Annotated in this window: 13 protein-coding genes; 5 read left to right on the top strand and 8 right to left on the bottom strand. The window is 63.1% G+C overall.

Translation table 11 applies throughout. The features are described from left to right. The first annotated feature begins 27 nt into the window (after positions 1 to 27). Together AC0L2K_RS13775 and AC0L2K_RS13770 are read left to right on the top strand one after the other, a co-directional pair. Positions 28 to 696 carry a DUF1007 family protein gene (locus AC0L2K_RS13775; protein WP_023798037.1) on the top strand — a complete coding sequence of 223 codons (669 nt, stop codon included), beginning with the start codon at positions 28 to 30 and terminating at the stop codon, positions 694 to 696. A gap of 4 nt (positions 697 to 700) precedes the next feature. Next, a complete protein-coding gene (locus AC0L2K_RS13770) occupies positions 701 to 1,825 on the top strand; it encodes a nickel/cobalt transporter (protein ID WP_473531591.1) in 1,125 nt (374 codons plus the stop codon). Between the two features lie 194 nt (positions 1,826 to 2,019). On the opposite strand, the gene denD is transcribed toward AC0L2K_RS13770, so the two are convergent. From denD to AC0L2K_RS13750, 4 genes are all read right to left on the bottom strand, one after another. Further along, the gene (denD, locus tag AC0L2K_RS13765) at positions 2,020 to 2,997 is read right to left on the bottom strand and encodes a D-erythronate dehydrogenase (protein WP_473531590.1); all 978 of its coding nucleotides are present in this window, start codon (positions 2,995 to 2,997) and stop codon (positions 2,020 to 2,022) included. 1 nt (position 2,998) lies between these two features. Continuing rightward, complete coding sequence (locus AC0L2K_RS13760) at positions 2,999 to 3,205, bottom strand: hypothetical protein (protein ID WP_027153224.1); 207 nt, start codon at positions 3,203 to 3,205, stop codon at positions 2,999 to 3,001. Positions 3,206 to 3,267: 62 nt separating this feature from the next. Further along, complete coding sequence (locus tag AC0L2K_RS13755; RefSeq protein ID WP_473531589.1) at positions 3,268 to 4,245, bottom strand: cation diffusion facilitator family transporter; 978 nt, start codon at positions 4,243 to 4,245, stop codon at positions 3,268 to 3,270. Between the two features lie 186 nt (positions 4,246 to 4,431). Continuing rightward, on the bottom strand, positions 4,432 to 5,115 hold the full coding sequence (locus AC0L2K_RS13750) for a GNAT family N-acetyltransferase (protein ID WP_473531588.1): 684 nt from the start codon (positions 5,113 to 5,115) through the stop codon (positions 4,432 to 4,434). An 83-nt stretch (positions 5,116 to 5,198) separates the two neighbouring features. On the opposite strand from AC0L2K_RS13750, the gene AC0L2K_RS13745 reads away from it, so the two are divergent. Beyond that, complete coding sequence (locus AC0L2K_RS13745) at positions 5,199 to 6,383, top strand: pyridoxal phosphate-dependent aminotransferase (RefSeq protein WP_473524621.1); 1,185 nt, start codon at positions 5,199 to 5,201, stop codon at positions 6,381 to 6,383. 34 nt (positions 6,384 to 6,417) lie between these two features. Continuing rightward, positions 6,418 to 6,798, top strand: a complete 381-nt coding sequence (locus AC0L2K_RS13740) for a YciI family protein (RefSeq protein ID WP_473531587.1) — start codon at positions 6,418 to 6,420, stop codon at positions 6,796 to 6,798. A 191-nt stretch (positions 6,799 to 6,989) separates the two neighbouring features. Here AC0L2K_RS13740 and AC0L2K_RS13735 read toward each other — a convergent pair whose 3' ends face one another. The 3 genes from AC0L2K_RS13735 to trhO form a co-directional block, all read right to left on the bottom strand. After that, positions 6,990 to 7,745: an SDR family oxidoreductase gene (locus tag AC0L2K_RS13735; RefSeq protein WP_128173752.1), complete on the bottom strand. Its 756-nt coding sequence runs from the start codon at positions 7,743 to 7,745 to the stop codon at positions 6,990 to 6,992. A gap of 278 nt (positions 7,746 to 8,023) precedes the next feature. Continuing rightward, complete coding sequence (locus AC0L2K_RS13730) at positions 8,024 to 8,776, bottom strand: tellurite resistance TerB family protein (protein WP_473531586.1); 753 nt, start codon at positions 8,774 to 8,776, stop codon at positions 8,024 to 8,026. 246 nt (positions 8,777 to 9,022) lie between these two features. Beyond that, on the bottom strand, positions 9,023 to 9,946 hold the full coding sequence (trhO, locus tag AC0L2K_RS13725; RefSeq protein ID WP_473531585.1) for an oxygen-dependent tRNA uridine(34) hydroxylase TrhO: 924 nt from the start codon (positions 9,944 to 9,946) through the stop codon (positions 9,023 to 9,025). Between the two features lie 190 nt (positions 9,947 to 10,136). Between trhO and AC0L2K_RS13720 the strand changes: the two genes are divergently transcribed. Further along, complete coding sequence (locus AC0L2K_RS13720) at positions 10,137 to 10,775, top strand: 2-dehydro-3-deoxy-phosphogluconate aldolase (protein ID WP_287173400.1); 639 nt, start codon at positions 10,137 to 10,139, stop codon at positions 10,773 to 10,775. Positions 10,776 to 10,929: 154 nt separating this feature from the next. Here AC0L2K_RS13720 and mepK read toward each other — a convergent pair whose 3' ends face one another. Further along, on the bottom strand, positions 10,930 to 12,816 hold the full coding sequence (mepK, locus tag AC0L2K_RS13715; RefSeq protein WP_473531584.1) for a peptidoglycan L,D-endopeptidase MepK: 1,887 nt from the start codon (positions 12,814 to 12,816) through the stop codon (positions 10,930 to 10,932). Positions 12,817 to 12,872: the final 56 nt, after the last annotated feature.

Raw genomic sequence — 12,872 nt, 5'->3', positions numbered from 1 at the left:
CCGAAGTCGATGGAATCACCACCCAGAATGAACCTGAAGCGGCAAGCAATCATGATGGCTTCGGCCATGGCGGCGACTTTTGCCACGGTCGGGCCAGCCGACGTGCATCCCCACGTCTTCGCCGAGGCTCGCCTCGAAGTGATCCTCAGCCCGGATCACCAAAGCGTGAAGGCCTTGCGTCATGTCTGGCGCTTCGACGATTTGTTTTCGAGCACGGTGATGATGGAGTTCGACAAGAATTCCGACCTGAAGCTTGACGACAAGGAGCTGAAGGAAGTCGCCGACACCGTTCACGCTTCGCTGGCGGAGTTCAATTACTTCCAGCTCGTCACCGTCGACGGCAAGGATGAGGCGATGAGCCCGCCGCCGCAGCTGATGGCGAATTTCGACAACGACCAGCTCATTATCCTGTTCGAATCCGAACCCAAGGCGCCAACCAGGCTGGCCGGCAAGATCGATATCGGCGTCTATGACCCAACCTTCTACACGGCGATCGATTTCACCGAGGATGCCAATATGCAGGTCGCCGACTTGCCGTCGACATGCACGAGCAAGGTCGTTCGTCCGAACCCCGACGAGGCGATCGCCGCGAACCAGAAGAACCTGACGGACGCCTTCTTCAATGATCCGACAGGCACCGATATGAGCAAGATATTTGCGACCAAGCTTGAACTGAACTGTCAGCCAAAAGGATAATCCGGTGACGAAACCGTCCCTGCGTTTGGCTTTCGGCCTTTTGGCCGCCGCCCTTGTCATGACGCACGTCCTCGGCTCAGCCCACGCCCAGAGCTCGCTCGGCATCGGCACCAATGACGGGATGGCTCCCACCACCGGCCCGTTCGCCCAAATCCTGATGTGGATCAATCTGCGTCAGCAGGAATTCTACCGCGCGCTTGCCGGTGCGATGAAGGCGATGCGTGAGGACGGCAGCAAGCTGTGGCTGCTTATCGGCCTGTCCTTCGCCTACGGTATTTTCCATGCCGCCGGCCCCGGTCACGGTAAGGCGGTGATCTCGTCCTACATGGTCGCGAACGAAGTCGCGCTCAGGCGCGGCATCATGCTGTCCTTCGTCTCGGCCCTGTTGCAGGCGGTGACGGCGATCCTGGTGATGATGCTCGCCTACTTCGTCCTGCGCGGCACCACCATATCGATGACCGACGCGGCATGGTTCCTCGAAGTCACGAGTTTTGTCTTTGTCACCCTGTTCGGCGCCTGGCTTTTGTGGCGCAAGGCCGGCCCTGCCATCCTTCGTCTGTTCGGTGCGAACCCTGCCTATAGCCTTTCGGCGGCCCATGCCGGCCATTCGCAAACAGGCCATCCTGCACATGCGCATTCGGTGCATGCGCTTCACGCACATGGCCATGACGGCCACGATAACCATGATCATGGCGCACACGACCGTCGCCATGACCATGGCGGGCACCATCACCATGCGGCGGGCGATGTCTGCGAGACGTGCGGACATTCACACGCGCCCGACCCGGCGCTGCTTTCCGGCGACCGCTTCGACTGGCGCACTGCCTGGTCTGCGGTGGCCGTGGTCGGTATCCGGCCGTGCTCGGGCGCGCTGATCGTGCTGAGCTTTGCCATGCTCAACGGGCTGTGGTTCGGCGGCATCCTGTCGGTGCTGGCGATGGCACTCGGCACCGCGATCACCGTCTCGATCCTGGCGACGCTGGCGGTGACGGCCAAGAACTGGGCGGTGTATTTCGCTGGCGACGGCCGCATGGGCAACCGCATCCATTCAATCGTCGAGATCGGCGGCGCCGCCTTCGTCTTTTTGTTCGGGTTGCTGTTGTTGTCGGCGAGCCTGACTGGCGGATGAAGCAGTCCCTTCACCCTTACCGGGCGTCGGCGCTGCCCCTCACCCTTACCCTCTCCCCGTAAAAAACGGGGAGAGGGGGATTGCCAAGGTTGAGGCAGCCCCCTCGCCCCGTTTACGGGGAGAAGATGCCGGCAGGCAGATGAGGGGCGGCGCCGAGGTCGATGTGCGTTGCCGCTGGCCTGAATATCGACACCCTAACCCGCGATCTTCCCGTCCAACTCGTCCTCGATATGCGCGCGGATGATGTCGTCGAAGCTGGTTTCGGCGGCAAAGCCAAGCTCCCTCGACCGCCGCGCCTCGAACCGTGTCGGCCAGCCCTTGACGATCGCCCAGATCGTATCGTCGGGCTCCTCGCGGATTAGGTTCACCGCCTTGGCGCCGGCCATCCGTTCCAGGGCCTCGATCTGCTCGCCGACCGTGACGGCGACGCCGGGCATCGTCAGATTGCGGCGCGGCCCGACGGCGTCGCCGCCGATCGCTGCTGCGTGGATCAGAAAATTCACCGCCGAGCGCGGGCTGGCGTGGGTGTGTACGACAGAGCGCGGCACCGGCAATATTGCTTCCTGGCCGTTCAACGGCTCGCGGATGATGCCGGAGAAAAAGCCTGAAGCCGCCTTGTTGGGCTTGCCCGGCCTGACGCAGATGGTCGGCAGCCTGATGCCGATGCCATCGAAGAAGCCGCGCCGCGTATAATCGGCGAGCAATGCTTCGCCCATCAGCTTCTGCGTGCCGTAGGAGGTCAACGGCGTCGGGTGGAATTCGTCTGATATAATGTCCGGAAACGGTGCGCCGAACACGGCGATCGACGACGTGAAGACGACGCGCGGCGCAAACCCCGCCAGTCTTATGGCATCGAACAGCGCCCTTGTGCCGTCGAGATTGACGCGATAGCCGAGATCGAAATTGGCCTCCGCCTCGCCCGACACGACGCCGGCGAGATGAAAGATCACGTCTGGGCGCGACGCGACCAGCCGTTCCATCGCGCTCGCCGCGGCGAGATCGCCTGTATGGATGGCGACGTCGACGCCATCCAGTGTCGGCGCCTGCGGCGGCACGATGTCGTGAAGGTCGAGCGCGGCGAGCTTCCGGCCGCTGAGCGTTCCATCCTTCGCCAGCCGGGCGATGAGCTTGCGGCCGACCATGCCTGCCGCGCCGGTAATCAAAACACGCATATCAATGATCCTTTTTGCGCTGGCTGCGGCCACGCAACCAAAACACGACGAAAATGGCCACCATGAAGACAGCGGCAATAATAGCGGCAAGAATGGTCGACACGCGGCCGACCGCCAGCATCACGGTTGGCAAATAGTAGGCGGCGATGCCGAACAGCAGCAGCACCCACAGTGCGCCGATCGCCGCATTGCGCGTGTCACGATCCATCACGCGGCCCGGACACGGCGGGGATTCGTCAACTTCGTTACCATGCCATGGAACTCCTGGGATCAGTGATGGTGGCGATGATGCGGAGCCGCATCATGCGCATGGTCGTGCTCGCCATCATGCTTATCATCGGCGCAATGGCCGAATTCCGGTTCTACGGTGGCGTGGGCAATGCCATGCGCGGCAAGCCGCTTCTTGATGGCGCTGACCGCTTTGTGGGCATCGACGCCATCGTTGAGGCAAGCATGCAAGGTCGCCATGTTGCTTGACCCGTCAAGCGACCAGACATGCATGTGATGCACCTCGCGCACGCCGTTCACCGTCCCTTCTATGTCCCTGGCGATCAGGTCGCGATCGAGGCTCGCCGGCACGCCTTCGAGCAGGACATGGGCCGCTTCACGCATCAGCGACCAGGCGGTGGACAGGATCAGCAGCGAGACAAGGACGGACAGGATCGGATCGATTGGCGTCCAGCCGGTTGCCAGGATGATCAGCGCAGCGATGATCGCCGCCGCGGAGCCAAGCAGATCGCCGAGCACGTGCAGGATGGCACCGCGCATGTTCAGGCTGTCGCGGTCGCCGCCATGCAGCACGAAGAAGCAGCCGATATTGACCAGCAGGCCGGCGATCGCAACGACCAGCATCGGCCCGCCGAGCACGGGCGCAGGCGTCAGCAGGCGTTCCCAGGCCTCATAGATGATCCACAGCGCAATGGCGAAGATGGCGATACCATTGGTATAGGCGACCAGCGTCTTGACCCGGCCGAAACCGTAGGTGAGGCGAACCGTGGCCGGCCGGCCGGCCAGATGAAAAGCATACCAGGCAAGCCCGAGCGCGATACAGTCGGCGAGCATGTGGCCGGCATCCGCCAGCAGCGCCAGCGATCCGGTCAAGAGACCGCCAAGCGCTTCTACGATCATGAAGCCCGCGGTCAGGCAGGCGGCGATCAGCACGCGTTTCTTGTCGGTCGAGCCGTGCACATGACCGGCGCCGTGGCTGCCGTCATGCCCTTGCGAACCATGGTCGTGGGTATGCGCCACCTGCGAACTCCTGTCAGAACTGATCCATCCCGGCAGAATCCGGACGGAGGCTCTGTGTTCTTGTTTGACCATGATCTTTGCCCGAAAACCGGCTTCCACTTTTCGGGATCATGGTCCTTCTGGTTTGATCACGATCTTGCCCGAAAACTCGCCTTCACTTTTCGGGATCGTGGTCCTGGGTCATGGTCAGGCGCCGAACTCGGCGCGGAAATCCTCGAGCCGTCGCTTCTGCCGGCCGTCGCCGTCGAAATTGCCCGGATCGAGCCATGCCTCATAGGCTCTACGCAGTGCCGGCCACTCCTTGTCGATGACCGAGTACCACGCGGTATCGCGGTTTTCGCCCTTGACCACAAGATGCTGCCGGAAAATGCCCTCGAACTTGAAGCCGAAACGCTCCGCCGCGCGCTTCGACGGCTCGTTGCGGTTGTTGCATTTCCATTCGTAGCGGCGATAGCCAAGCTCGAAGATGTATTTCATGAACAGGAATTGCGCTTCCGTCGCCGCCGGCTTGCGCGAGATCAGCGGACCCCAATAGATGTTGCCGATCTCGATAACGCCATAGGCAGGGTCGATGCGCATCAGCGTCTGGCGTCCGGCGACCTTGCCGCTGGCCTTGTCGATGACGGTGAAGAACAGCGGGTCCTCGCTGGCTTCGGCCTTGTCCAGCCACGGCTGGAAGGCGGCGCGGGTCTGCGGCGGATAATCGGGCAGCCAAGCGAAGCGGCCGTCGACATCAGGCACCGACGACGCCTCGAAAAGGCCGTCGCCATGCTTTTCGGAGCTCAGCGGCTCAAGCCTGACAGTGCGCCCCTCCAGCACCTTGCGCTCCGGCCGCGGGCGCGGTTGCCAATTCTTGAGATTTTCCGACACCCAAAGCTCCAATCCGTTTGACTTTTGCGAAAGGACGCTCACAAAAACGCTCGCTCGGTGAAAGAACCACAGGGACGGGAAAAATGCTCCACACGATTTCGGCCTTTGATCGTCTCGGCGAGGAAAACGCCTTTGCGGTGCTGGCTCGTGCCACCGCGCTCGCCCATCAGGGCCGCGATATCGTCAATCTCGGCATCGGCCAGCCCGACTTCAAGACGCCGCAGCACATCGTCGAAGCCGCAATCAAGGCGCTGCGTGACGGCCACCACGGCTATACGCCGGCCAACGGCCTGCTGGCGACACGCGAAGCGGTGGTGCGCCGCACGCTGACCACAACCGGTGTCGAGGTGTCGCCCGAGGCGGTGATGATCCTGCCCGGCGGCAAGCCGACCATGTTCGCCGCGATCCTGATGTTCGGCGAACCGGGCGCCGAGATCCTCTATCCCGATCCCGGCTTTCCCATCTATCGCTCGATGATCGAATTCACCGGTGCTGCTCCGGTTCCGGTGCCGATACGCGAGGAGAACGGCTTTGCCTTCTCGGCGCAGGAGACGCTGGCGCTGATCACGCCGAAGACCAGGCTGCTCATCCTCAACTCGCCGGCCAACCCGACCGGCGGGGTCACCCCGCGCGCCGAGATCGAGAAGCTGGTCAAGGGGCTGGAAGCGCACCCGGACGTCGCCATCCTCTCCGACGAGATCTACGACGTGATGACCTATGACGGCGAGACGCACTTCTCGCTGCTCAATTTCCCCGAAATCCGCGACCGACTGATCGTGCTCAACGGCTGGTCGAAGACCTGGGCGATGACCGGCTGGCGCATGGGCTGGTCGATCTGGCCGAACGGCGACAAGGGCGCCCACCTCTACGACAAGGTGCGCAAGCTGGCGGTCAATTGCTGGTCCTGCGTCAATGCGCCGAGCCAGTATGCCGGCATCGCGGCCATCGACGGTCCGCAGGACGACGTTGACAAGATGATGCGCGCCTTCGACCGCCGCAGGAACGTCGTGGTCGAAGGCTTGAACGCCTTACCAGGCGTTTCCTGCATCACGCCGAAAGGCGCTTTCTATGCCTTCCCTAATGTCTCAAAAACTGGTTGGAAGGCCAAGAAACTCGCCTCGGCTTTGCTTGAGGATGCCGGCGTGGCGCTGATCGGCGGACCTGATTTCGGCGTTCTCGGTGAAGGCTATATCAGGCTGTCCTACGCCAATTCCGAAGAGAACATCCTGCGCGCGCTGGAACGGATCAAGGCGTTTCTGGGCAAGTGAGGGCGGGTACGCGACCGACGAAAGGAGATGTCAGATGTTCTATGCCATCCTTGCCTATCACGTGGAAGAAGTGATCACGGCGCTGACGCCGGAGGAGGACGCGGCGCTGATGACCGACCTGCTCAATATCCACGAACGGCTTTACCGGGATGGCAGCCTCGGCCCGGCGGCGCGGCTCGGGGCGACACAAGACGCGTGCACCTTGCGCGGGCTAGGCGCCGGAATGGTCATTGACGGACCCTTCGCCGAGACCAAGGAGCAATTGTTGGGACTATACGTCGTCGACTGCGCCACGCGCGACGCCGCGATCGCGATTGCGCGCGACTTTCGCCGTGTCAATCCGACCGCCGTCTACGAAATCCGCCCTATTTCGCTATATCTTCCAGGCGTGCCGCTTTCGGTGACGCAGTCCTAAAGCGCATCGCGTTTGAAGGATGCGACGCGCTTTAGTTCTTGTTTTATGCATGTCGTTATCGCAAAATCGCTGCGCACTTTTGCGCGACATGCATTAGCCAAGATTGAACGCCGTCCGGCCGGGTCCCCCGGCGTTCGCCGGCCTTTCATCGTGCCAGTGGCACGATGAATTCGCTTACGCCAACCGGCCGCTCACCCTCGCCCGACATACGGCATCTTGGTCGCCATCACGGTCATGAACAGCACATTGGCGTCGAGCGGCAGGCTGGCCATATGGACGACGGCATTGGCGACCTGCTGGACATCCATCACCGCTTCGGCGGCGATGGAGCCATTGGCTTGCGGTACTCCGACCGTCATCGCCTGCGCCATGTCGGTCAAGGCGTTGCCGATGTCGATCTGGCCGCAGGCGATGTCATAAGGCCGGCCGTCCAGCGCCAGCGTCTTGGTCAGCCCGGTAATGGCGTGCTTGGTCGCGGTATAGGGCACTGAGCCCGGACGCGGCGCGTAGGCAGACACCGAGCCGTTGTTGATGATGCGGCCGCCCATCGGCTGCTGCCTGCGCATGGCGCCGAAGGCGGCGCGGGCGCACAGGAACGAGCCGGTGAGATTGACCCCGACAATTTCGTTCCACACCTCGACGGGGATCTCGTCGATCAATGTCGACTTGTAGCCCGTGCCGGCATTGTTGAAGAGCAGGTCGACACGACCGAAAGCCGCCGCCACCGTCTCGAACAGATCGTCGACCTGGTCGGCCTTGCTGATGTCGCAGGCGACCGCCAGCGCCTTGGCTTGTGTCGATCCGGCATCAGCGATTGCCTTGTTCAGCACCGGCTTGCGGCGTCCGCAGAACACCGTATTCCAGCCGGCCCTGAGCAGCGCCGTGGCGACGGCTTTGCCGATGCCCGTGCCGGCGCCAGTGACGATGGCCGTTTTGTAGTCTGTCATAACTGTCCTCCTATAGCGCCGCATGCCCGCAAGGACGCTATAGCACCATGATTTTGAGCAATTTTGAATTTGCGCATGATCGCTTGCAAAAATCGATTCCGATTTCGGCTCATGCGCTAACCGGCTGCGACAAAAAGGGCGGCCATTGGCGGCCGCCCTGATCTGAACCGGCTGGGAGGAGGAAAGCCGATCCGACTGCTTAAAATCATGCGCTTCCTGGGTAAACGAGACATTAACGCGAAAGGACGCCGGATTGCCGCTCTCCGCGGCCCTGAAGTCTACCAGCGCGAATTGGCGGTTGCCTTGCCCGATCCCGGCACCTCTGGCGCCGGCACTTTTGCCGCCGACACCGTCGCCTCGACATGGTCGAGCAGTGCATCGGGCAAGCTGAGGCGGCCGGCGAGCAGATCGAGATAGCCGCGTTCGGCACGTGTATTCGGATCGATGGCGAGGCGCGAGGCGGTGTAGAGCTCGAGCTTCTGGGCGTCGGTTTGGGCGCCGGCGACCAACGTATCCAGGTCGAGCGGCCTTTCCAGTTCCGACAACAGGAATTTCTCCGCGTCGGAGTCGATGCCCGCGAGACTGAGCTTGCCGGCGATCTTTTGCCGTTCGTCGTCATCGATATGGCCGTCGGCCTTCGCCGCCGAAATCATCGCGCGCACCAGCGTCAGCGTGAATTCGTCCTCGCCTTGCGGCGCTTGCGAGGGATGAAAGCTGGTGTCGGCGGGCGGCGGCAGCAATTCCGGTTCACCGGCAACTTGCGTTTCAGCCGGCGCCTTGCCGTTCTTGTAGTTCTGGTAGGCCTTGAAGGCGAGGCCGCCGACCACGGCCAGGCCGCCGAGCTTCACCGCCGTGCCGGCGACCTGACGGCCGGCGCCGGTTCCGAGCAGCACCGCGGCCAGCGCGCCAGCGGCCAGCGGATTGTCCTTGGCCATTTGCACCGCCTGACCCCCTTTGTCGCGCACGGTCGATCCGGTTCCGGGAATCTGCGAGCCGAGCAGATCGTTGAGGAGCTTCTTGGGATCGAACATCAATGCCTCCAGAATTGGCCGGCCGAAAGCGCCGGGCAGGTTTTCGGACGTTGAACAGGTAGGCCCCGCATATGGACATTACAATGACGGATGGGCGCTTTGCCGGTGATGGCACAAACGAGATGATGTCAGGATCTGCCTTGTCCAACGCGTTAGGCCGAAAATCGGAATCGATTTCGGAAGGCACGATTTATGGATTCAAAATGTTAGAGCGTACTTTGTGCGTCCAAGCGGACGCACGTCGCTTTAACGTCCGATATGCGGAGCCCTGCCTTGCGCTTGCGCCAGCTCGACCTGGCGTTGACGCTCGGCGTAGCGGGCGCGATCCTCGTCGGAACGGGCATCGTAGCAATGCGGGCATGAGATACCGGCGGCGTATGTCGACGACAGCAGGTCCTGCCCGGTCAGCGGATGCCGGCAGGCGCGGCAAAGTTCGGCCTCACCCTCGATCAAGCCGTGCGACACCGAGACGCGTTCGTCGAAGACGAAGCACTCGCCCTGCCAGAGGCTTTGCTCGGCAGGCACCTCTTCGAGATATTTCAGAATACCGCCCTTGAGATGGAACACATCCTCGAAGCCGAGCGACTTCACATAGGCCGTTGCCTTCTCGCAGCGTATGCCGCCGGTGCAGAACATGGCCACCTTGCGGCCGACGAGTTCGGCCCGATGCTGCTCGACCCAGACCGGGAATTCGCGAAAGCTTGTTGTCGCGGGGTCGACCGCTCCCTTGAACGTGCCGATCGATACTTCGTAGGCGTTGCGCGTGTCGATCACGATCGTGTCCACATCGGAGATCAGCGCGTTCCAGTCGGCCGGTGCGACATAGGTGCCGGCGCTTGCCGCCGGATCGAGATCCCCAATACCCATGGTGACGATCTCGCGCTTCAGCCGCACCTTCATGCGGTGAAACGGCATCTGCGCGGCGCTGCTGTACTTGACCTCGAGACCGGCGAGACCTTCGATGGATTCGAGATGATCGATGAGCGCGGCAATGTCAGCTTCGCTGCCGGCGACCGTGCCGTTGATGCCCTCATGCGCCAGCAGCAGCGTGCCCTTGATACCGCGTCCGCAGCAAAAGGCGGCGAGCGGCGCGCGCAACGCCTCAAAGTCGTCGAGCCGGGCAAACCTGTAGAGCGCGGCAACGCGCACGGGTTGATTGGGCAGTGTCATCGCCGAAGCCACTAAACGCTCATGAAAGCCGATTCAAGGCCGGCGCGCGGAGCAGCCTCTCCTTGGTGGCCTTGACGGCCGGTCTGACGGACTTGCCGGCAGCGCGTGACATCGCGACACGCTTCGCTTCGTGGACAGAAAACCGGCCTTCTGCTAACCGATTGAACGGATCAATACCGGAGAGAGACAAATGCCCAGCAAGACCGAAAAGCTCCTGTCGCTCCTCAACGGCCAACCGGTTATCCCGGTGCTGAAGATCGCCAATCTCGCTGATGCCGTGCCGCTGGCGCGCGCGCTGGCGCGCGGCGGCCTGCCGGCGATCGAGATCACGCTGCGGACCGCTGATGCGCTGGAGGCGATCCGGCTCGTGGCAAGCGAGGTCGAGGACGCCATCGTCGGCGCCGGCACCATTCTGGACGCCCGCCAGTTCGACGAGGCGGCGGCAGCCGGATCGAAGTTCATCGTCAGCCCCGGCATCACCCGCGAGCTTCTGGCGGCGGCGAAGGACAGCGACGTTCCGTTGCTGCCCGGCGCCATCACGCCCGGTGAGATCATGGCCGCCCGCGAGGCAGGCCTGCGCTTCCTGAAATTCTTCCCGGCAGAACAGTCGGGCGGCATCGCCTCGCTCAAGGCATTCGCCTCGCCGCTCGCTGATGTCCAATTCTGCCCGACCGGCGGCATCACCGACAAGAACGCCAGCGACTATCTGAGCCTGCCCAACGTCATCTGCGTCGGCGGCTCCTGGGTGGCGCCGGACGATTTGGTCAAGGCCGGCAAATGGGACGAAATCGAAGCCCTGGCGCGCGCCGCGAGCAAGCTCGGGCGATAGAGACAGCTCTCACCCCAAGCAGACCGATGCATGCCGCGCAAAAGCATGCCCTCGGGCCTGACCCGAGGGCGTGCAGCGGTTTTGCGATAACGACATGCATAAAAAAAGCCGCGCGGGTTACCGGCGCGACTTTTTTTATTGGTTGGTCGATCCGCTACTCGGTCCTGAAGCGGGCGACCGACAAGAACTTGACGGCATTGCCGGTGAACCGGTTGGCGTCGGCCAACTGATCGTCCGCCTGGAAGCCCACGGTATAGACTTCGGTTGGCGGCGTGTGCACGATATTGTAGGCGAAGCGCTGCGCCGTCGTCGCGCTGGAGACGGTGGCGACTTTCTCGCCGCTGTTCAACGCCCAGCGCGCCGCCGTCGGCTCGGCGGCGACTACCACGGACTTGGGACCAGGCTTCAGGTCACGGGCGGTTGCCCTGGCTGCCTTGCGGGTGGTCTTCACACCCGTGCCGATCGCCGCGGCCGGATCGGAGCCAGCCGGGCGGGCAAAGACAGCCTCGCGCGGCGATGCGGCATTGCCCTTCGCCAACTCACCGAGGACCGCGCTTGGCTGGGAGAGCGAAGCGACCTGATATTCGTCGGTTGCGCTGACCCGTTCGAGGACGGCTTTGACCGCGTCAGACTGGACTGCGGCAGACTGGACCTGGTCAGGCTGGGCCAATTCGGGCTGGGCCAGATCGGGCCGAGCCGACGGCAGCACCGAGAACACATCGGTAGCGGTCTTGCCGTGCCCGGCGGTATCCGCCAGCGCCAGAAGCACAGCCTTGTCCTGCGGCGCAAGGTCGGCCGCTGCAAGGTCGGCCGGCAACGAGTGATTGGGGCGCCAGGTCGGCAACGGAATGTTGTTGGCGGCAACCTGCGCCGCATCGGCGACAACGGACGGTTCGGCCATGCCGAAGGGAGCGTTCGCCGGCGCTTGCGCGGTCGTCACCGCCTGTTCGGTGGTGGCGGTGGCATCGGCCACGCCGAACGGAACGTTTTCGGGCGGCTGAGCGACATCGGCCTTCGGCCGCGGGGCGAAATCGGGCAGCGGCACGCTGCGCGCCGGCAGCGCCGCGATGATCGTTTCCGGCGTGTCCTCCTCCGGTTCCGGAGCAGGCGCATCGGCGATTTGCGGAATCTCGGCGCGCTTCGCATCCTCAGGCGACACGATGGCAATGCCCGGAAGCTTGCTGTTCCTGGCGGCCGGTGCCGGCTTGGCATTCGCCAGCTTCACGCTCGCCGCCTTCACATTGGTTGACTTCGGCGTTGGCGCGGCCACCACATCGGCGCTGTCATCGGCCTCGTCTTCACCGCCGCCGAAGAAAGCCGCCAGCAGACCGCCGGATCTTTTGGCACCGCCACCTGCGCTGGCCATTTCGATGGCGGGAGCGCCGGCGCCCTTGCGCGCCTTGTACGAGGCGAGCGCCTGTGAATAGCCGGGCAACGGCTTGCCGTCGCTAGGCACATGCAGCGTCTTGCCGTTGGGGAACACGCGCGCCAGTTCCTGGCGGCTGATGCCAGGCCAGTGCCGCACATTACCGACATCCATGTGGACAAAGGGCGAGCCGGACCTCGGATAATAACCCACGCCGCCACCCTGCATCCGCAGACCGATGTCGCGCAGTTTCTTCAGCGGCACGCCGGGAATGTAGAAGTCCATGGCCTTGCCGAGCGTATGCTGGCTTTTCTTGGCAACGCCCCTGCTGCGGCTGCGCAGCATCGAGTTCGTCGACGACGAGCGATAACCGCACACGACCTGGATATAGTCGCGGGCGCCGCTCTGCCGGTAAGCCTCCCAGACCAGGTCGAGCAGGCGCGGATCCATCTTGGTCGGCTCGTTGCGGCGCCAGTCGCGCAGGATGACGTTGATCTTTTTCAGACCCGCCTGATCGTAGCGGCCGCCGCGCTTGAAGACGATCTCCGCCTTCTCTTTGGTGTGCAGGTTGTAGAGTTTCAGCGAACGTGTCTGGGCGCTGGCGCCGGTCGCAGCCGCTGTAAGGAAGCCAAAGGCGAGAATCACCGCTGCCAGCCATCTCGGCCAGGCGCTCATGTGATAGTGCCGCCCGTTTGTGTGTCGTTCGACTTTGTTCAAATCAAAAGGCCTTG

This window comes from Mesorhizobium sp. WSM4817 (assembly GCF_055811135.1).
Note: the sequence above shows the minus strand (reverse complement) of the source record. Positions and strands in the feature narration are given on the sequence as shown.